The organism is Streptomyces sp. 2114.4 (assembly GCF_900187385.1).
Lineage (GTDB): Bacteria > Actinomycetota > Actinomycetes > Streptomycetales > Streptomycetaceae > Streptomyces > Streptomyces mooreae.
In genome coordinates this window covers 3,078,192-3,097,381 of record NZ_FYEY01000001.1, presented here as the reverse complement: position 1 = coordinate 3,097,381, position 19,190 = coordinate 3,078,192, and the positions used below count along the sequence as shown (strand labels likewise).

The window sequence follows — 19,190 nt, the reverse complement described above, 5'->3', positions numbered from 1 at the left end:
CGGACGCCGGGCGGGCGGCGCGGTAGGGCTAGCCCCCCGATCCGGCCGGATTCCGGTCCTCCTGGGGCGCCGCCGGCGCTGTCGGCGCTGCCGTACGGGCGGCGTCGTGGCGGGCGGTCAGCCCGTACAGGACGGCCGGTACGGCGAGCCCCACGAGCCAGGAGATATCGGCGCCGCCGAGCGGTGCCACCAGCGGGCCGGTGTAGAAGTGCGTGGCCAGGAACGGGAGCTGGGCGAGCACCCCGAGGACGTAGACCGCCAGCGCCCGCACGTTCCAGGCGCCGTAGCGTCCTGCCGGGTCGCTGAGCGCCGGGATGTCGTAACGCTCCTTCGAGATCAGGTAGTAGTCGACGAGGTTCACCGCCGACCAGGGCGTGAAGAAGGTCAGCAGGAAGAGCAGGAAGTCCTTGAAGGACGTCAGGAACGAGTCCTTGCCCAGGAGAGCGACGGCGGTGCCGGCCACCATGATCCCGGCGATGTAGGCGGAGCGGCCGCGCGGGGTGAGGGTGCGCTGCCCGCGGAAGCCGCTGACGCTGGTGACCAGCGACATGAACCCGCCATAGGTGTTGAGGATGTTGATGGTGAGTTTGCCGAGGGCGATGACGAAGTAGAGGAACGAGGCGATCAGACCCGCGCCGCCCAGGCCGACGATGTAGCTGACCTCGTGGCCCACGAATGCCGCGGGCGCCGCGGCGGCGGCCAGCGCGCCGAACGTCATCGACCACTGCGAGCCGAGCACCGAACCGGACAGCGTCCACCAGAACGTGGCGCGCGCCGAGGTGTGCCGCGGCAGGTAGCGCGAGTAGTCCGCGACGTACGGGCCGAACGCCAGCTGCCAGGAGGCCGAGAGCGAGACGGCGAGCAGGAAGACCGGCAGCCCGAAGCGGTGGTCGGCGAGGAGCGTGCCGAGGTCGGTGCGCTGCAGCAGCCGGATGCCGAGGTAGACGAAGGCCAGTGCGCAGACCAGGCCGGCGATCTTGCCGAGGGTGTGGATCAGGCGGTAGCCGACGGCCGCGGCCACGGCGGTGACCGCGGCGAACAGGACGATCCCCGGGGTCTCGCCGAGGTGCGTCAGCTCGCCGACGGCCTGCCCGGCCAGCACGCTGCCGCTGGCGAAGAACCCGATGTACATCACGATGACCAGCGCCAGCGGGACCACCGCGCCGCGCACCCCGAACTGGGCCCGCGAGGTGATCATCTGCGGCAGTCCGAGCCGTGGCCCCTGGGCGGAGTGCAGCGCCATCACCGCACCGCCCAGGAGGTTGCCGAGCAGCAGCCCGATCAGCGACCAGAAGGCGTTCGCCCCGAAGACGACGGCCAGCGCGCCGGTGACGACGGCGGTGATCTGGAGGTTGGCGCCCAGCCAGAGCGTGAACTGGCTGACCGCGCTGCCGTGCCGTTCCTCGTCGGGGACGACGTCGATGGAGCGCCGTTCGACCACACCTGCCATGAGTCCGCCTCGCGTCGCCGCCTGTATGGATTCATGCAGGATCGATGGCGATGAATGGAAGGTCAATAGGTGGGGAGTAAATCGTGGTGACGGGCGAGGCCGGGCGGTCCGGGGGCGGGCGGGGCGCCGGCGGCCCGGAGCGCGGGCCGCCGGTGGTCGGGCCCCGGGCCGCCGGAGCGCCCGGACCGGCCGGTCAGGCCGCGGTCGTCGTCCCGTCCGTCGGCCGCAGCTCGTCCGCGTAGGAGACCGAGATCCGTCGCATCAGCCCGTCCTCGGTGATGTCGTACTGGCCCAGTCGCCACAGCGGCGGTGAGTAGGCGTGCACCGACACCGCATCGTCGCTCGCCCCGGTGAGCCGGTGGATGTGGTCCGGGCCGAAGGAGAAGGAGGAGCCCGCGCCGACCGCGGTGGCCAGGTGCTCACCGCCGATCCGGGGGTTGGACTCGGTCAGCACGCCCTGGACGACCCGCACCGCCCCGGAGGAGAGGTCGTGGTCGTGCCAGCCGGTGTCGTTCTGCCGGGTCCAGCACAGCAGCCAGACATCGACGAACTCATCGCGGTGCAGGGAGGCGTAGTGGCGCTCGGTGTCCGAGAAGGCGACCTGTTCACGCCACAGGTCCGGGCGGGTGGCGAGCTCTTCGACCAGGTCCTGCAGCTCGCGCCGGTCGAGGTTGCGCTCGGGCAGTGCGGTGAACGGCTCCTCGCCGTCGGGGACCTCTCGGGCGGTGGCGGCCGGGGAGGTGCGGTACGTCATGGGCGGGCTCCTTTCGTCGGGCCCAGCAGACGGGCCGGGTTGGCGGTGCGCAGGGCGTGCACGGCGGCCTGAGCGCCGAGGTCGGGGAGGACGGGTTCGGCATAGGGGCGGTCGCTGCCGCTGACGACGACATCGATGCCCGCCGCCCGGACCAGCGCGTCGACCGCACGGGTCCCGTACGAGGAGGTCTCGTAGAACACCTTGCAGTCCACCCGGCCGCGGTCCCGGCCGCCGCCGCGGGCGACCAGCCGTTCGCCGTGCAGCGGGGCCAGGCCGGCCAGGGCCGCGAAGCAGACCCGCAGGTCCGGGTGGCGCGGCCGGCCGAAGGCGCGGAAGGCGAACCACGAGGCGTGCAGCTGCTGGAGGTAGGGGACCAGCGCGGGCCACCAGGCGGGGGCGTCCCGGTCCGCGGCCGGGGCCGGGCCGGGATGGACGAACAGCGGCGCGTCCCGCTCGGCGGCGGCGTCCAGCAGCGGGGCGCACCGGGCCCATCCGGCGGCGTCGAGCAGGGCGGTGGCGGGCAGTTGCAGCCCCACGCAGCCGCGGGCCAGCTCGCGCCGCAGGGCGTCGGGGTCCGGCTCGGGTGCGGACAGACAGGCCGAGGCCCAGACGCCGAAGGGGGCGGGCAGGTCCAGCGCGCCGTCGTGGAAGGCGGCGAGCAGGGGGGCGGCCTCGGCGGGCGGCAGGTATTCGATGCCGAGCGGGCTGGAGAGCGACACCAGGGCCAGGTCGAGGCCGTCGGCGCGGGCGAGCCGGGCGCGGGCCGCGATGTCGTGGTCGGCGGGGTCGACGGCGTACGGGGGCTCGCCCGGCAGGTGCAGCGTCCAGCCGTCCAGCCGCGGCGGCGCACTGCGGGACCGCAGCAGTGCGAGGAACCCGGGCGGCCAGAGGTGCTGGTGGACGTCGGTGGGCACGGCCCTCCCTCCGGGTGCGGGGCGGTGGCGTGGGCGGTGGTGCGGGGCGCGGGCCCGTCGTGGCCCGCGCCCCGGACCGCCTGCTCCCGCTGTACTTAACCGCTGTGCTTAACCGCTTCACTGATGCGTTTAAGTGAAGCGGTTAACCGGGAGTGCTGTCAAGGCCCCGCCGGGTCCGGCGGGCCGTTGCCGCCCCCGGGGCGCCGCCCGGCGGGCGCCGCATCGTGACCGGCTGCCGCGCCCTCCTTGGGTAGGCTTCCGGACATGGCCAGGCCCAATAAGCGCACCACCCTCCGCGAAGTGGCCGAGGCCACCGGCCTCTCCACCGCGGCCGTCTCCTACGCGTTGCGCGGCAAGCACGTCTCCAAGGAAACCGAGGAGCGGGTGCGCAAGGCCGCCGCCGAGCTCGGCTACGAGGCCGATCCGATCGCCCGCGCCCTCGCCAGCGGCCGTACGAGCACGGTCGGTGTGCTCGCCGGTGATCTGCAGGACCTCTGGCAGCAGCAGCTGATGGCGGCGATAGGGCGGGAGCTGCTGGCCGGCGACCGCTATGCGCTGATCCTCGACGCGGGCGGCGACCCCGGGCGGGAGCTGTCCCTCGCCAAGCAGCTGCGCGACCAGCGGGTGGACGGCCTGCTGGTCTCGCCCGTCGATCCGTCCGCCGAGGGCTGGGCGGCGATCGCCGACGCGGTGCCGGTGGTCTCCATCGGCGACGCCCTGAGCCGGGCCCGTACGGCGGGTGAAGTGCTCTTCGACAACCGGGCCGGCATCGATGCCGTCCTGGACTACCTCCGGGGGCTGGGCCACCGCCGGGTCACCGTGCTGACCCCCACCGGCCCGTCCACCCCCGACCGCCCCGCCGACGTCTATGTGCGCGAGGCCGCCGACCGGCTCGGCATCGAGGCCGAAGTCCTGCCCTGCCCGCAGGAGTTGGGCGAGGCGACCGCGATGGCCCGCCGGGTCCTGGCGGGCAGCCCGGACGGCCGCCGTCCCGCCGGTCCCGTCCCGGTCACCGCGGTCTTCTGCTTCTCCGACTCCATCGCCTACGGCGTCTACGCGGCCGCCGCCGAGGCCTCCCTGACCGTCGGCCGCGACCTCTCGGTCGTCGGCTTCGACGACCACCCCGTCTCCCGGGTCCTCACCCCGCCCCTGACCACCGTCGACTGGGGCCTGGGCGAGATCGCCAAGGAGGCCGCCCGCCTCGCGGTCGCCGCCATCGAGGGCCGCCGGGTCCGCCGCAAGCGCATCCTGTGCGCCCCGCGCCTCTCGGAACGGGGGTCGGCGGTGGCGGCGCGGTGGTAGCCGGACACCGAAGGGCCGTCCCGGGCCCCGCCGGTGGCGCCCCGTCAGCTCGCGCGAGGGGCGAACTGCCCCGTAAGTGGCTGCGTTTACCCCGAAATTACTCGCTATGGATCTTGCATTTGCGACGCCCCTCATAGGCTGATCACGGAATCGATCCACACGGGGAAACGGGGATATATGAGGTTCCGTAGGACCGCTGCGACCGCACTCACCGCACTGACTCTTGCGGGGGTGGCCGGTCCCGCCTCCGCGCACAGTGCGCCGCATTCCGCGAAATCGGTGAGTTCCGTCAAGGGATTCAAGCTGAAGTCGCTCAGGTCGCCGGACGCCAAAACGCTGACGGCCACCCTTTCCATGCCCGCCGGTTACCACTTCACGGTGGCCGGCAAGAAGCTGGAGCTGGTCGGTCCCGGCCGTCGGACGGTGGGCTCGCTGGGCACCGCCATCAAACTGAAGAACGGCAAGACGGCGCATGTCAGCTACCGGGCCAAGGGCGCCACGGTGACCGTGCGGGCGACCCGGAGCTTCCGGGATCTCGGCGTCACCGCACGGAGCGTGGCGGCCGAGAGCTACTCCCAATGCGCCAACGAAAAGATCAAGGACTATGTGGTGTCCGGCGGGATAGGCGGCTGTATAGCGGGCGCCGAGACCGGGTGTGCCGCGGGCGCCACGGCGGGGGCTTTCGGAGGTCTGGTCTCCGGCGCGGTGCTTTCGCTTTCCGATTGCTGATGATGGGCAAGAAATGAGAAAGGCGCTGATCGCCGGAGTTCTCGCGGTCGTGGTCGTTTTCGCGCTCACGCACACCGTGTTCTCCGGATTGACGGAACCTGCCCGGCTCGGGCTGAGCGTGGTGGCCGGAGCGGTCGTCGGAGGGGTGCTGCGCGGCGTGCAGTTGCGCAGATGACCTACAGACGCGGGGCGGGCCGGGCCGTGGTGCCCGGCCCGCCTTTGCGCTGTTCTCCCGCGTCCGGCCCCCGGCTGCGGAGCCCCCTGGCGAGGAGCAGACTGGTGGCCACTGCTCCGGTAGCGTCGGGCGCGTGTGCCGGTGGTCGGCTCACGGGCGGATGGGCGGTCCTCGATGAAACGGTCCTCGACGAGCGCAAGCACGGCGGCCGACCAAGCCGGGCCGGCGGGCGGCGGCACGGGTCGCGCGCCCGGGAAGGAGCCCGCGCCCCGGAACGAGTCGGCGCCCCGCAGCGAGGCGGCGCCCCGGAACGAGCCCGTGGACCGGACCGAGCCCGTGGACCGGCTGGAGGCCCACCGCACCGAGCTGACCGGCTACTGCTACCGGATGCTGGGCTCGGCGTTCGAGGCCGAGGACGCCGTGCAGGAGACGATGGTGCGCGCCTGGCGGGGCTACGACCGGTTCGAGGGGCGGGCGTCCCTGCGGTCCTGGCTCTACCGGATCGCCACGAATGTGTGCCTCGACCTGCTCAAGGGCGGTCAGCGCCGGGCCCGGCCGATGGATCTCGCCTCCCCGTCCAGCGTGGACACCCCGGTCGGCACCGGCCTGCCCGAGGCGACCTGGATCGGGCCCGTACCGGACCAGCGGGTGCTGGCGTCGACGGCGGACCCGGCGGAGACCGCCGTCGCCCGGGAGTCGGTCCGCCTGGCGTTCATTGCCGCGCTGCAGCGGCTGGCGCCCCGGCAGCGGGCGGTGCTGATCCTGAGGGAAGTGCTCAGCTGGCCGGCGAGTGAGGTCGCCGAGCTGCTGGGAAGCTCGGTCGCCTCGGTCAACAGCGCCCTGCAGCGGGCCCGTGCGACGCTCGCCGCCTCCGGTGACACCGCTGCCGGCGCGGCGCAGCAGCCGCTGGACGACGCCCAGCAGGAGCTGCTGCGGCGCTATGTCGACGCTTTCGAACGGTTCGACATGGACGCGCTCACGGCCGTGCTGCACGAGGACTCCACGCTTTCCATGCCGCCGCTCGAGCTGTGGCTGCGCGGCCACGAGGACATCGTGAAGTGGATGCTGGGGCCGGGCTGCGGCTGCGAGGGGTCGCATCTGGTGCCGGTCGCGGCGAACGGCCGGCCGGCGTTCGGGCAGTACCGCGCGGACGGCACGCCCTGGGCGATCCAGGTCATCGAGACGGCGGGCGGCCGGATCACCGCGCTGCAGTGCTTCCTGGACACCGAGCGGCTGTTCCCGCTGTTCGGCCTGCCGCGCCGGCACGGCGGCCCGCCGCCCGCGTGAGGCGTGCGGCCGCGTGAGGCGGCGCCCGCCGCCGTGAGGCCTGCGGCCGCCGCCGGGCCTCAGCTCACCTTGTGCTTCTTCAGCCAGGCGTCGGCCACCCGGTCCGGGTCCTGCTTCTCTTTGTCGACGAGGCGGTTGAGCTCGGTGAGGTCGGCGGTGGTGAGGGTGTTGCCCAGCCGGGCCAGGGCCTTGCGGACCTTGGAGTCGGCCTTGCGGGCGGCGATCAGCGGGACGATGTGCTGGGCGGGGATCAGGTGCTTGGGGTCCGTGAGCAGGATCCAGCCGTTCTCCGCGGTGTCGACGTCGGTGGTGAAGACGTTGCCGACGTCGATGTCGCCCTTCTTCAGCGCGCCCTTGACCAGCGGCCCGGAGGAGTCCAGCGCCTTGAACTCCTTGAATTCCACCCCGTACTGCTCCTTGAGGCCGACGAGCCCGACCACCCGCTTCTTCATCTCGGCGGCCGCGCCGAACACCAGCTTGCCGTTGACCTTGCGCAGATCGGCGAGCGTCTTCAGGCCGTAGCGGTCGGCGGTCGCGCGGGTCACCGCGAAGCTGTCGCGGTCCTCGGCGGCCGCGTAGGGCAGGATTTCCAGGCCGTCGGGGAGCACGGTGGCCAGCGCGTTCTGCATCGCGCCCGCCTCGGTCTCGGTGGCCTTCTTGTCGAGGTAGAGCAGCAGGCTGCCCTGGTACTCGGGGAGCAGGTCGATATCGCCGGAGCGCAGCGCGGGGACCACGATCTCGCGGGAGCCGAGGTTGGGCTTGACGGTGGCCTTGACCCCGGCCGCGGTCAGCACGCCCGCGTAGAGGTAGCCGAGGATCTGGTTCTCGGTGAAGTTGGCGGTGCCGATGACCAGTCCGCCGGTGCTGCTGCCGCTGTCGCCGCCGGCGCCGTCCCCCTTGAGGGAGGTGATGCCGGAGGAACAGGCGGCCAGCAGCGGGGCCGAGGCGCCGGCGAGGAGAGCGGTCAAAGCGGTACGACGGTTCATGGGCGGGCTCCTCGGGTGCGTACGGAAGGGGCGGGGCGGCAGGTGCTCAGCGGGCGGTGGCCGGGTGCCGGGCGTTCAGCGTGCGGTGGCCGGGCGGCCGCGGAACAGCAGCCGGGTCAGCCCGCCCAGCGCCAGGTCGGCGACGACGGCGAGCACGGCGACCAGGGCCGCACCGCCGAGGACCTGCACCAGGTCGCGCTGCGCCAGCCCGTCGAAGACATAGCGGCCCAGCCCGCCGAAGCTGACATAGGCGGCGATGGTGGCGGTGGCGACGACCTGCACGGTCGCCAGCCGTACGCCGGTCATGATCAGCGGGAGGGCGAGCGGGAGTTCGACCTGCCACAGGACCTGGCGGCCGCGCAGCCCCACGCCCTTGGCGGCGTCCTTGACCTCGGGGTCGACGGCGGCCATCCCCGCGTACGTATTGGTGATGATCACCGGCACGGCGAGCGCGACCAGTGACACGTACACCGGCCACACGCTCAGCCCGCCCGCGAGGAAGACCAGCGTGACCAGGCCGACGGTGGGCAGCGCCCGGCCGAAGGAGGAGAGGTTGACGGCGAGGAAGGCGCCCCGGCCGGTGTGCCCGATGAGCAGGCCGACGGGCAGCGCGATCACGGCCGCGGCGAGGGTGGCGAGCACCGAGTACTCCAGGTGCTCCAGGATGCGCGCGGCGATGCCCTCGGGGCCCGACCACTGGGCCGGACTGGTCAGCCACGAGGCGAGGTTCTTCAGGAGTTCGAGCATCGGCGCGTCACGCTGCCTTCCGCCACAGAGAGGTGCGCTGCCGGGAGGTGCCGCGCCGCCAGGGGGTGCACAGCCACTGGACGGTCACCAGCAGCGCGTCGGCGACCAGGGCGAGCAGCAGGGTCAGGGCCACACCGGCGATGACCGGGGTGGGGAAGTTGCGCTGGAAGCCGTCGGTGAAGAGCTGGCCGAGGCCGCCGTAGCCGATGTAGCTCGCCACGCTGACCAGGGAGATGGACATGACGGTGGCGACCCGGACGCCCGCCACGATCACCGGGAGGGCGAGCGGCAGCTCGACGGTGAGCAGGGTGCGCAGCGGCCCGGTCCCCATCGCCGTCGACGCCTCACGGACCTTGACCGGGACCGCGTCCAGCCCCTCGACGGTGTTCCGTACGAGGACGACCAGGGTGTACGCGGTCAGACCGACGATCGCGGTGGTGCGGGTGAGGCCGGTGACCGGCAGGAGGAGGACGAAGAAGGCAAGGGAGGGGATGGTGTAGAGGATGTTGGACGCGCCCAGGATGACGCCGCGCAGCGGCCGTATCCGGTGGGCGAGGACCGCCAGCGGCAGCGCGATCAGCAGGCCGAGGAGGACGGCGGGCACGGCGGTGGCGAGGTGGTCGGCGGTCAGGCGGGCCATCTCGTCGGCGTGGTCGGGGAACCAGCCCCACTCGATGGTCATGCGGGGCGCTCCGTGGCGGAGGGGGACGTTCCGGGCGTGGGCTCGGCGTCTTTGGGGGTGTCGTCGGAGTCGGCTGCCTCGGGGGCGGGCTCGAAAGTGGTGGGCCCGGCGCCCGCCGCCGCCCGGCCCGCCTCCGCATGGCTGCGGCCCGCCCGGTCGTGGATGGCGTCGCGGGAGGTGAGGCCGGTCAGCACCCCGTCGTCGGAGACCCGGACGACGGCGGCGGCGGGGGAGGAGACCGCCTCGTTGAGCGCCGAGAGCAGCGAATCGCTGTCGCGCAGCGGCCGTACGGCCTCCAGCGCGGCCTCGCCGGCCGTCCCGCCGGCGGGCAGCGCGTCGGCGTCCAGCCACCCCAGCGGTTGCCCGCGCGGGGAGGTCACCACCCGCCAGCGGCCGCCGTCGCGGGGTATCCCGTCGATCGGCTCGTCGGCGCGTATCGCCCGGCCGGGGGCGTACGGCACGTCAGCGAGGGGGGTGAGCGAGAGCAGCTTGAGGCCGCGCTCGGCGCCCAGGAAGCCGGCGACGAAGTCATCGGCGGGGCGGGCCAGCAGCTCGGCGGGTTCGGCGCACTGGACGAGCCGGCCGCCGTTGCGGAAGACCGCGATCCGGTCGCCCAGGCGGACCGCCTCGTCGATGTCATGGGTGACGAAGACGACGGTCTTGCGCAGCTCCTCCTGGAGCCGCAGCAGCTCGTTCTGCAACTGGGTGCGCACCACGGGGTCGACCGCGCCGAACGGCTCGTCCATCAGCAGCACCGGAGGGTCGGCGGCGAGCGCGCGGGCGACGCCGACGCGCTGCTGCTGGCCGCCGGAGAGCTGGTGCGGATAGCGCTTGCCGGCGTCGGCGGGCAGACCGACCAGCTCCAGCAGCTCGGCGGCGCGGGCGCGGGCCTTGCGCTTGCCCCAGCCCAGCAGCAGGGGGACCGTCGCGATGTTGTCCAGGATCGTACGGTGAGGGAAGAGGCCGGACTGCTGGATGACGTAGCCGATGCCGCGGCGCAGCTCGGCGGCGTCCGCCTCCTGGATGTCGCGGCCGCCGACGCTGATCCTGCCGGAGGTCGGCTCGACCATCCGGTTGACCATCCGCAGGGTGGTGGTTTTGCCGCAGCCCGACGAGCCGACGAGGACGGTGACCCCGCCTTCGGGCAGGTCCAGGGACAGCTCGTCCACGGCGGTGGTGCCATTCGGGTATCGCTTGCTGACTGCGTCGAACTTGATCATCCGCTGCCCCTTGCCCGGCCTGCATAGTGTCATGCAGAGTCATAGGCACGTGAATAGAAGTCAATAGGCGGGAGTCAATCGCCTGCGGCCCGCCTGTTACTTCGCCTCACCGTACGGAGAGAGGTGTCGGACTTCCGTCCACAAAGCGCGCTATAAGAGGGAGTTGAACCCCTTGGTTTCTCACATGCTGGACAGCGGCCCCCCTGCCGGCCGGCGCATCACGCTCGACGGCACCGGCCTGCACAGCGCCGACATCGCCGCCCTCGCACAGCGCACCGCGCACCCCACGGCGCCCGACCCCAAGGCCTTCGCCCGCGCCGAGGAATCCTGGGAGACCGCACGCCGCCTCGCCGCCACCGGCCGGGTCTACGGGCGCAGCACCGGCGTCGGCGCCAACCGCACGGAGGACGTCGGGGCCGCGGACGCCGAGCACGGACTGCGGCTGCTGCGCAGCCACGCCGGCGCGATCGGCGACCCGCTGCCCGGCCGCGAGGTCCGCGCCATGCTCGCCGTGCGCGCCAACCAGCTGCTGGCGGGCGGCGCCGGCCTGAACCCCGCCGTCATCACCTCCCTGCTCACCGCCCTGGACACCGGCGCGCACCCCGTCGTCAACGAACACGGCGGCGTCGGCACCGGCGACCTGGCCGCGCTCGCCCAGACCGGACTCGCGCTGGCCGGCGAACACCCCTGGCACTGCGCGTCCGGCGGCCTGGCCCCCGCCCCCATCGCCCTCGACAACAACGACGCCCTGGCCCTGATCAGCAGCAATGCCCTCACCCTCGGCCAGTCCGCGCTCGCCCTCGACGAACTGCGCCGGCTCCTGGCGGCCTCCCTCCCCGTCGCCGCGCTCTCGCTGCTCGCGGTCGGCGGCTCCTACGAGCCCTTCGCCGAGCCGGTCATGCTCGCCCGCCCGCACCCCGGCTCCGCGGCCGCCGCCACCCGGCTGCGCACCCTCTCCGGCGTCCCGCCCCGCCCGGCCCCGCCCCTCGGCCGTATTCAGGACCCGTACGGCTTCCGCTGCATCCCGCAGATCCACGGCCCGGCGCTGGACGCCGCCGACACCCTGGACGAGGTGCTGACGGTCGAGGTGAACGCCGCTGCCGAGAACCCCCTGATCAGCATCGAGGACCAGGCCGCCTACCACCACGGCAACTTCTATGCCGCCCATACCGCGCTCGCCCTGGACGCCCTCCGCCTGGCCGTGCTGCAGACCGCCCAGCTGTCCACCGCCCGGCTCGCCGCGCTCTCCGAGCCCGACTTCACCCGGCTGCGGCCGTTCCTGGGGGATGCGGCACCGGCCAGCTCCGGCGTGATGATCCTCGAATACGCGGCGGGCGCCGCGCTCGGGGAGATGCGCGCGGTCTCCCAGCCGGCCTCGCTCGGCCATGCCGTCCTCTCCCGCGGCGTCGAGGAACAGGCCAGCTTCGCCTCCCTGGGCGCGCGCCAGAGCCTGCGCGCCGCTGCGCACTACCGCCAGGTCCTCGCCTGTGAACTGGTCGCCACCGTACGGGCCTTGCGGATGCGCTCCCTGGAACCCGACCCGGACATTCCGCTCGCCGCCGCCTACGCCTTCGCCGCCGACGCCCTCGATCCGCGGATGGAGGACCGGCCGCTGACGGATGACGTGGCGGTCGCGGCGGGGCTGCTGGACGGGCTGGCGGAGCTGTAGGGGGCGGGGCGCCGGGCAGGCAGTGAGGGTGTCGGGGCCGGGGCGCTCTTACGGCCGGATCGCGGCGCGTAGCGAGGACCGGAGCGGGCCAGGAATTCCGTACAGTCGGTCGACACAGGACAGGACAGGCCCCCGACCGGGCCGGGAAGAAGAGGCGATGAGCGGGGACGGGGACAACGGCGGCGGCATCGGCGGCGCGAACGGCGGGGCGGCCGGCGGTGCGCGTGGTGGCGCGAGTGGCGACGGGCCGCGGGACAGGGGCGGCCGGACGGCGGGCGCGCCGGTCACCGTGGACTCGGGGGCGGACGCGGATGCGGGCGCGAGTACGAACAAGAATGCCGGGGCGGACACCACCGGGACGGACGCCACCGCCACGGAAGCAGGCATCTCCGCTGTGGACACCGGTACGGCCGCCCGTCTCCAGAAGCTCTTCGAGGGCCACCGGCTGACCCCCACCCAGCGGCGGATCGCCCACTGCATGGTGCGCCGGGCCGCCGACGCCCCCTTCCTCTCCAGCGTCGAACTGGCCGAACTGGCCGGGGTCAGCCAGCCGTCCGTCACCCGCTTCGCCGTCGCCCTCGGCTTCGACGGCTACCCGGCGCTGCGCCGCCATCTGCGCGAGGTCGCCCCCACGGACAAGCCCGGCGACACCGGCTCCTACAACGAGTACCAGCAGGCCGTCCAGGCGGAGATCGACAACCTCCGCCGGCTCGCCGCCGCCCTCGCCGACCCGGCACCGGTGGCCGAGGCCGGCCGCCTCTTCGCCGCCTCCCGGCCGCTCCCCGTCCTCGGCCTGCGCGCCGCCACCGCCCAGGCCGCCGGTTTCAGCTACTTCGCCCGTAAGGTCCACCCCGACGTCCGGCTGCTGGACGAGGGCGGCACCATGCTCACCGACCGCATCGACGCCGCGGTACGCGCCGGCGCGAGCGCCCTCCTCTGCTTCGCCCTGCCCCGCCACCCTCGCGAGGTCATCGACGCACTGGAATACGCCCGCTCCGCCGGCCTGACCGTCGTCACCGTCGCCGACAGCGCCTTCGCCCCCGTCGCCCACCACACCGACCTGCTGCTTCCGGCCCCCGTCGGCACCGGCCTGGCCTTCGACACGGCCTGCGCCCCCATGCTCCTGGGCCGCGTGCTGCTGGAGGCGATGTGCGACGCGCTCCCGGACGCCCAGGCCCGGCTGGAGGAATTCGACGCGGCGGCGGCGGCGCGGGGGCTGTTCGTGGAGTGAGACGGCCACGCCGTGCCAGGTCAGGCCGTGCCCCAGGTCAATCCGTGACCCATGCCAGGCCGTGACCCATGCCGGGCCGTGCCCCATGCCAGGCCGGTGGCCGGGACGCCGACGTCTGAAGGGCTCGCCACCGAAGTGTGACCGGATTCGTATGCCCCGGTGCGGAAAAGGGGCAAGACGTCTGCCGTGCCGCGGAGGAGGATCGGCGCATGGCGATGATCAGGACGACGGGGGCCCGGCGCGGGGTGCTGCCGATGACGGTGCTGAGCGTGTTGGGCGTGCTGGCGGCGGGATGCGGAACGCACCGGCCGGAGGGCAACGCCGGTGCGGCCGGGCCCTCGCGGGCAGCGGCAGCGACCCCGAGCAGACCGGCGGACTTTCCGTGCCCCGGCGAAAGCCCCGCCCCGACGCCGGCCACACACTCCTCGGGGCGGACCGCGCCGCCCACCGACCACTACGCCGAGAACCACGGCTTCCGGGTCCCCTTCCCGTTGCACGGCCGGCGCCGCTGCGACGGGCTCGCGGCCGTCAGACGCATCGAGCGTGCGCTCGAACCGCTGCGCAGGCGTGGCGACTTCGACCCCGTCAGCACCCGCAGCGCACTCACCGGCCTCGGCTACTCCGCCGGCAAGGTGCAGTCCCACCAGAACGGTCCCGCGGCGGTCAGCTTCCTCATCGACGCCTCTCCGCTGTGCCTGGAGGGCACCATGAACAGCAGGACCACCCAGGCGGACGCCTTCGGCGGCTACCCCGACCACCCGGGCTGTGACGCCCCGTCCGGCGGCCACTGACCCTCAGCGGCCCACCGGCCGAAACCGGCCGGACTGCGCCGGGCGGCCCCCGGGCCGTCTCAGGGAATCCTCATCCGGGCTGGCTACGATCCGCCGCCGGTACAGGTGTGCCGGAAGGCGGGTACAGGTGTGCCGGACAGTGGGAACGGAGCGGTCTCGGGGCGAGGAGGTCTGTCGTGGGGCACGGGGCGTATGCGCTGGCGCGGGTGACGGTGGTGGTGCGGGCGCCGGCGGGCTGGCTGTGGTGGCCGGGGCTGCTGGCCACGGGGATCGGCGTGCTGGTGCCGGGCCTGACCGGGCGGACGGCCGGGCTGTCGGCGGGGGCGGCGCTGGGCGTGGGCGCGGCGCTGGTGGTGTACCTGGCGCGGCGCGGCCGGTATACGACGCTGGCGCGCGACGCGTCGCGTGCCGGGAAGGCCGCCATCCTGCAGGACCGTGCGGTCACCCTCCGGGTCTGGCGGCGGGCGCACCGCTGGTGGCTGCTGTGCGCCTTTCTGGCCGCGGTCGCGTCGTCCTGTGTGCTGCCGGCGGCCGGTGGGCTGCTGATGGCCGGGGCCGCGCTCGGGCTGTGGGCCAAGGCGCTTTGGCTGGGCCGCTGGGAACGGGAGCACGAGGCGCTGCTGTGGGTGCGGACGGAAGCTGCCACACGGGGTGGCGCCGCGGGCAAGGAGGTCCGCGAGTACGCCCTGACCGGTACGGCCGCGGGCGATGCCCGGCCCGGCGGCGCGCGGCGAGCGGGAGCGCGGGCCGGCGGTTCCCGGGCCGGCGGTTCCCGGGCCGGCGGAGTACGGGCCGGCCGCTGAGCGGCGGCCGGCACCCGGCGGACGGGCTCCCTCTGCCGGGTGCCCGCCGCCTACTGCCTCCCGAGCTCGCCCAGCGACTTCGCGTGCGCACCACCGCTTTCCGCGGTCAGCTCCTCCAGGGTCTGCGGGGTGCGGACGGTGGCGAAGCGGACCCCGCCGTCCGCGTCCGCCGCATAGCCGTAAATCCCGGGGCGGGGGAGGGAGTTGTAGGCGAAGTGGGTGGAGAAATAGTAGGCGCCGGTGTCCAGGAGGGCGGCGTGGTCGCCGGCCTCCAGGCGGGGGAGCGGACGGTTCTCCGCGACCAGGTCACCCGCGAAGCAGCACGGCCCCGCGATGTCCTGGGCGACCGGAGCGTCCGTCTTGGGGCGCCCCTCGGCGTCATAGGCAGCGACCCGGATCGGCCAGGCTTCGGGGACGAAGACCGTACGCGTGGCGACCTGGGCGCCGGCATGGGTGACGGCGATGGGGCGGCCGCCGGCCGACTTGGCGTACTCGACCCGGGCGAGGACCGTGCCGTGCTTGGCCAGCAGTGAGCGGCCGAACTCGGTGACGAGCCCGTAGCGTCCGGACAGCAGGCCGGGGACGGTCGCGTGCAGCAGCGCGGCGTATTCGCGGTAGGTCGGGGTGGTGGCGTCCGAGGAGAAGTTGACCGGCAGACCGCCGCCGATGTCGAGGGTGTCGATCTGACGCCGGCCGGCCTTCTCGTTGATCTCCTCGGCGAGGTCGTACAAGGCCGTGACGCCCGCGGCCATCAGCTCCAGGGGCATGCCCTGGGAGCCGACATGGCCGTGCAGCCGGGTCAGCCACGGGCGGGCGAGGAAGGCCTGGACGACCCAGTCGCGGGCGCCCTCGTCGCGCAGCCCGACGCCGAACTTCGAGGTGTCCGTGGCGGTGCTCATCGCCCCGATGCTGCCGCCGCCGATCTGGGGGTTGACCCGCAGGCCGATGGGCGCGCTGCTCGGCGCCGAGGCCATCAGCGCGTCGATCCGGGCCAGCTCCTCGGGGTTGTCGGCGTTGACGGCGATCCCGAGGGCCAGCGCCTCGCGCAGCTCGGCGAGGGTTTTGGCCGGCGAGTCCAGAACGGTCCGGGCGACCGGCACCCCGGCGGCACGGGCCAGCGCCAGCTCGCCGGGGCTGGCCACCTCGCAGCCGAGCCCTTCCTGCGCGAGCAGCCGCAGTACCGGGACGAGCGAGGCGGCCTTCACCGCGAAGGCGTGCAGGACCGGGGTGCCCGGCGCGGTGAACTCCTCGAAGGCGGCGCGGAGTTCGGCCGCCGACCGGCGGATCCCGGCGATGTCGAGCAGTCCGGCAACGGGCTCGCCGGGGCCTACCAGCCCGCGTGCGATGGCTGCCTGAATGGCACCGTCTCGCTGCATGGCACGGTCTCGCTCCGTGAAGTTCATGGGGCAACTCCATCATTGGGTGAGGGTGTGACGCCAACCGGGAGCCGGTCCCGGGGCCGTCCGCCTCCGCCCGGACGGTCCCGGAGGGGCCGGCTCCCGCTCAGGCCGTCCGGCTGCCGCTCCAGCCCGCCTTGCGGTGGCGTTCGGAGAGGCGGGAGCCGGACTCGCGGCGGGCGGCGCGGCGCAGGAGCGGGACAGCGAGCAGGAAGCCGAGGACGGCCCAGGCGGTGAGTATCAGCGCCACGGCCGGCAGCTCCCAGGAGCCGGCTGGTTCCGCGGCGCGTGCGGCGTCCGGGAGGAGGGCCGAGCGCAGGCCCTGGGCCATCCACTTGAGCGGGAAGACCGAGGCGATCTTCTGGACCAGCACGGGCAGCGAGGTGAGCGGGAACATCGCGCCCGAGGTGATCAGCAGACCCATCGAGGGCAGCATGATCAACGCAAGCGCCTCACGGGGGTTCGGCAGCACGGCGCCGATGGCCGCCCCCAGCGGCACGACGGCGAGGAGCCCGAGCGCGCTGACCCACAGCAGCGTCAGCCACCCGCCGGGCCCGTGCGGCAGCGGCCCGTCCACCAGCACCGCGGCGGCCCCCAGCAGGACGACCAGGGTCCCGAACGCCATGGCGACCACCAGCAGGGACTTGGCCACGAGATAGGCGGGTATGCCGCCGGGGGTGGCGCGCAGCCGCAGCAGAGCGCCTTCCTCGCGCTCGGTCACCAGGATCTGCGGGAGATTGACCAGGCCGATCTGGAACAGCAGATAGGCGGCGAAGCCCGCGAGCGTCAGATGGGCCATCGGGACCCGGGTGCCGGGGACCTTGTCGCTGATATAGCCGGCGAGCAGCAGCGCGACGACGACATTGACCAGATGGCCGCTGAGCTCCTTCGGATTGCGGACGAGGTGGCGGAGTTCGATGCCACCGCGCAGGAGGCCGGCGCGCCAGCAGCGACGGCGGCGCGATCCTGCCCCCGTGGTGGCGGCGCCGGCCGTTGCCGCCCGTCCCGCTGTGTCGTCCCCCTGGCCCATGCCCGTCACCACGGTCGCTTCTGTAGAAGCCGTCACTTCGGTCCCCCTCATGCCTTCTTCTCCCCGCCCGAGACCTCTGACTGCGAGGTCTCCCCGTCCCCGCTCCCGGCTCCGTCCTCCCGGTGCACCATGTGCAGGTAGGTGTCCTCCAGCGTCGGGCGGTGGACCTCCAGATCGGCCACCGGTCCCTGCGTCTCCCGGTGGAGCTCCCAGACCAGCCGGGAGGCGTCCTCGGTGCGTTCCCGGCGGGCCGTGCCGTCGGCCGTCGTCCAGCGGACCTCGGCCTGCGCGGCGGCCCGACGGGCCAGTTCCGCCGGGGTGCCGCCGGCCCGGATCCGGCCGCTGACCAGCACGGCTATCCGGTCCGCCAGCCGCTCGGCCTCCGCCAGGTCGTGGGTGGTGAGCAGGACCGTGACGCCCTCGTCGCGGGCGAGCCGTTCGACCAGGTCGTGGAAGTCGCGCCGGGCCTCGGGGTCGAAGCCGGTGGTCGGCTCGTCCAGGAAGAGGAGTTCCGGGCGGCCGACGATCGCCAGTGCCACGTCGAGGCGCCGGCGCTGCCCGCCGGAGAGCCGGTCGACCTGCTGTCCGGCCTGCTCGGTGAGGCCCACGAGGGCCAGCAGCTCGGCGGGATCGCGGGGAGCGGGGTAGTACAGGGCGAAGTGCCTCAGCAGCTCGGCCACCTGCCAGCGGCGGTGATCGCGCCAGGACTGCAGGACCAGGCCGATCCGGGCACGCCAGGCGTCGTCGCCGCGCGCCGGGTCCGTCCCCAGGACGGTGGCCTCCCCCGCGGAGCGCTGCCGGAAGCCCTCCAGGATCTCGACGGTGGTGGTCTTTCCCGCACCGTTGGGGCCGAGCAGCGCGAAGATTTCGCCGCGGTGGATGTCCAGGTCGATGCCGTGCAGGACGTGTGTGGCGCCGTACGACATCCTCATGTCGCGCACCCGGATGACGGGCGGGCCGGCGGATTGGGCCGGGCCCGCGGCGGGCGGAGCGGTCGCGGCCCGAGGGGCGACCGGCCGCGAAGCGGTCGTGGACGGGGCGGCGGTCGGCTGTTCGGTTGTCGTCATCGGCTCGCCTCCGCGCGCTGGTGCCGGCGCCCTGTCCCGGTGGCCGCCGTGGTCTCCGCCGACGCCGCGGAATCCGCCGCCGGCGCGGGCGCCGCCGCGGGCCCCGCGCCCTCGACGATGGCCCGCAGCGCGGCCACATGCCCCTCGAAGGCGGTCCGGCCGCGGTGTGTCAGCCGTACCTTGGTGCGCCGCTTGCGGCCGCCGCCTTCCTTGCGGATCTCCAGATACTCCGCCTCCTCCAGGGTGTGCAGCTGCTTGGAGAGCGCGGAGTCGCTGAGCGAGAGGCTGTCGCGGATGAATGGGAAGTCGGCCCACTCCGTGGCGGCGAGCAGCGCCACCACGGACAGCCGGGTGGAGGGGTGGATCAGTTCGTCGAAGCCGCTCGGGGTGCTCATCGGCCTGCTCCCTTCCGGAGGGTTCTCGTACCGCGGTCGCGCAGTGAGCCGACCGCCCAGCGGTTGGCCGGCCCGACGAAGAGGGCGAAGGCGCCCGCCGAGACGGTGGCCTGGATCAGGCTGCCGAAGGGCAGCGCCAGCCAGTCGACCAGCAGACCGGAGCCCAGGATGGTCAGCACGGTCACCGCCATGCCCGCGAAGAAGATGGCGAACGACCGCCAGCTGTGGCGCGAGTGGTGCAGGCGCATCCGCGTCCTGCGGTTGTAGAGGACAGCCAGCGCGCCGAGCAGGGCGATATAGACCGTGAGCGCCAGCCAGAACGCCCACCCGGGCAGATCGAGGCCCGATACGGCGACGAACACCCACATCACCGCGGCCGTGGTGTAGGCCGACCCCGCGTCGTTCCGGGCGGTCCGCTCGATCTCGTCGTACACCCGCTCCTGCGGTACCCGGATGCGCTGCAGATCCTTCCAGGCCTGTTCGGCATTGACTGATGTGCTCATGTTCCTCGCCTCCCCAAGGCGGTCCGGACGGGGCGGGTCCGGACGATTCCCCGTTGAC

The 19,190-nt window shown here is 73.5% G+C and carries 20 protein-coding genes; 8 read left to right on the top strand and 12 right to left on the bottom strand.

Annotation, left to right across the window (positions count from 1 at the left end):
• Nucleotides 1-28: 28 nt before the first annotated feature.
• The 3 genes from CFW40_RS13380 to CFW40_RS13370 form a co-directional block, all read right to left on the bottom strand.
• The gene (locus tag CFW40_RS13380; RefSeq protein WP_088798002.1) at nucleotides 29-1,450 is read right to left on the bottom strand and encodes a cytosine permease; all 1,422 of its coding nucleotides are present in this window, start codon (nucleotides 1,448-1,450) and stop codon (nucleotides 29-31) included.
• Nucleotides 1,451-1,643: 193 nt separating this feature from the next.
• Entirely contained in the window at nucleotides 1,644-2,204 is a 561-nt protein-coding gene (locus CFW40_RS13375; protein ID WP_088798001.1) for a cysteine dioxygenase family protein, read from the bottom strand.
• Nucleotides 2,201-3,118, bottom strand: a complete 918-nt coding sequence (locus CFW40_RS13370; protein ID WP_088798000.1) for an amidohydrolase family protein — start codon at nucleotides 3,116-3,118, stop codon at nucleotides 2,201-2,203. Before CFW40_RS13370 ends, CFW40_RS13375 begins: the two co-directional genes overlap by 4 nt.
• A gap of 264 nt (nucleotides 3,119-3,382) precedes the next feature.
• Between CFW40_RS13370 and CFW40_RS13365 the strand changes: the two genes are divergently transcribed.
• The 4 genes from CFW40_RS13365 (at nucleotide 3,383) to CFW40_RS13355 (ending at nucleotide 6,611) form a co-directional block, all read left to right on the top strand.
• Nucleotides 3,383-4,420: a LacI family DNA-binding transcriptional regulator gene (locus tag CFW40_RS13365; RefSeq protein ID WP_088797999.1), complete on the top strand. Its 1,038-nt coding sequence runs from the start codon at nucleotides 3,383-3,385 to the stop codon at nucleotides 4,418-4,420.
• A gap of 231 nt (nucleotides 4,421-4,651) precedes the next feature.
• Nucleotides 4,652-5,149, top strand: coding sequence for a hypothetical protein (locus tag CFW40_RS13360; RefSeq protein WP_088797998.1), 498 nt, complete (start codon nucleotides 4,652-4,654; stop codon nucleotides 5,147-5,149).
• Between the two features lie 13 nt (nucleotides 5,150-5,162).
• Complete coding sequence (locus CFW40_RS37065) at nucleotides 5,163-5,324, top strand: hypothetical protein (RefSeq protein WP_176956510.1); 162 nt, start codon at nucleotides 5,163-5,165, stop codon at nucleotides 5,322-5,324.
• Nucleotides 5,325-5,498: 174 nt separating this feature from the next.
• On the top strand, nucleotides 5,499-6,611 hold the full coding sequence (locus tag CFW40_RS13355) for a sigma-70 family RNA polymerase sigma factor (protein ID WP_371127128.1): 1,113 nt from the start codon (nucleotides 5,499-5,501) through the stop codon (nucleotides 6,609-6,611).
• A gap of 59 nt (nucleotides 6,612-6,670) precedes the next feature.
• Here CFW40_RS13355 and CFW40_RS13350 read toward each other — a convergent pair whose 3' ends face one another.
• From CFW40_RS13350 to CFW40_RS13335, 4 genes are all read right to left on the bottom strand, one after another.
• Complete coding sequence (locus CFW40_RS13350) at nucleotides 6,671-7,597, bottom strand: ABC transporter substrate-binding protein (RefSeq protein WP_088797996.1); 927 nt, start codon at nucleotides 7,595-7,597, stop codon at nucleotides 6,671-6,673.
• A 75-nt stretch (nucleotides 7,598-7,672) separates the two neighbouring features.
• Nucleotides 7,673-8,344, bottom strand: coding sequence for an ABC transporter permease (locus CFW40_RS13345; RefSeq protein WP_018093135.1), 672 nt, complete (start codon nucleotides 8,342-8,344; stop codon nucleotides 7,673-7,675).
• A gap of 7 nt (nucleotides 8,345-8,351) precedes the next feature.
• Entirely contained in the window at nucleotides 8,352-9,026 is a 675-nt protein-coding gene (locus CFW40_RS13340) for an ABC transporter permease (protein WP_088797995.1), read from the bottom strand.
• Complete coding sequence (locus CFW40_RS13335; protein WP_088797994.1) at nucleotides 9,023-10,246, bottom strand: ABC transporter ATP-binding protein; 1,224 nt, start codon at nucleotides 10,244-10,246, stop codon at nucleotides 9,023-9,025. The genes CFW40_RS13340 and CFW40_RS13335 overlap by 4 nt, the downstream gene beginning before the upstream one ends.
• A gap of 184 nt (nucleotides 10,247-10,430) precedes the next feature.
• Between CFW40_RS13335 and CFW40_RS13330 the strand changes: the two genes are divergently transcribed.
• From CFW40_RS13330 to CFW40_RS13315, 4 genes are all read left to right on the top strand, one after another.
• Nucleotides 10,431-11,915, top strand: coding sequence for an aromatic amino acid ammonia-lyase (locus CFW40_RS13330; RefSeq protein ID WP_088797993.1), 1,485 nt, complete (start codon nucleotides 10,431-10,433; stop codon nucleotides 11,913-11,915).
• Between the two features lie 157 nt (nucleotides 11,916-12,072).
• On the top strand, nucleotides 12,073-13,146 hold the full coding sequence (locus CFW40_RS13325) for a MurR/RpiR family transcriptional regulator (RefSeq protein WP_256331484.1): 1,074 nt from the start codon (nucleotides 12,073-12,075) through the stop codon (nucleotides 13,144-13,146).
• Between the two features lie 209 nt (nucleotides 13,147-13,355).
• A complete protein-coding gene (locus tag CFW40_RS37060; protein WP_176956511.1) occupies nucleotides 13,356-13,937 on the top strand; it encodes a hypothetical protein in 582 nt (193 codons plus the stop codon).
• Nucleotides 13,938-14,113: 176 nt separating this feature from the next.
• On the top strand, nucleotides 14,114-14,740 hold the full coding sequence (locus tag CFW40_RS13315; protein ID WP_088797992.1) for a hypothetical protein: 627 nt from the start codon (nucleotides 14,114-14,116) through the stop codon (nucleotides 14,738-14,740).
• Between the two features lie 50 nt (nucleotides 14,741-14,790).
• Here CFW40_RS13315 and CFW40_RS13310 read toward each other — a convergent pair whose 3' ends face one another.
• The 5 genes from CFW40_RS13310 to CFW40_RS13290 all read right to left on the bottom strand — a co-directional run bounded on the left by CFW40_RS13310 (nucleotide 14,791) and on the right by CFW40_RS13290 (nucleotide 19,132).
• Nucleotides 14,791-16,143 carry a diaminopimelate decarboxylase gene (locus tag CFW40_RS13310; RefSeq protein WP_088797991.1) on the bottom strand — a complete coding sequence of 451 codons (1,353 nt, stop codon included), beginning with the start codon at nucleotides 16,141-16,143 and terminating at the stop codon, nucleotides 14,791-14,793.
• 100 nt (nucleotides 16,144-16,243) lie between these two features.
• A complete protein-coding gene (locus CFW40_RS13305) occupies nucleotides 16,244-17,218 on the bottom strand; it encodes an ABC transporter permease (RefSeq protein ID WP_256331485.1) in 975 nt (324 codons plus the stop codon).
• Nucleotides 17,215-18,099, bottom strand: a complete 885-nt coding sequence (locus CFW40_RS13300) for an ABC transporter ATP-binding protein (protein WP_176956690.1) — start codon at nucleotides 18,097-18,099, stop codon at nucleotides 17,215-17,217. The genes CFW40_RS13305 and CFW40_RS13300 overlap by 4 nt, the downstream gene beginning before the upstream one ends.
• A 131-nt stretch (nucleotides 18,100-18,230) precedes the next feature.
• Nucleotides 18,231-18,629, bottom strand: a complete 399-nt coding sequence (locus CFW40_RS13295; protein WP_088797990.1) for a transcriptional regulator — start codon at nucleotides 18,627-18,629, stop codon at nucleotides 18,231-18,233.
• Nucleotides 18,626-19,132, bottom strand: coding sequence for a hypothetical protein (locus tag CFW40_RS13290; protein ID WP_088797989.1), 507 nt, complete (start codon nucleotides 19,130-19,132; stop codon nucleotides 18,626-18,628). The genes CFW40_RS13295 and CFW40_RS13290 overlap by 4 nt, the downstream gene beginning before the upstream one ends.
• Nucleotides 19,133-19,190 lie beyond the last annotated feature (58 nt).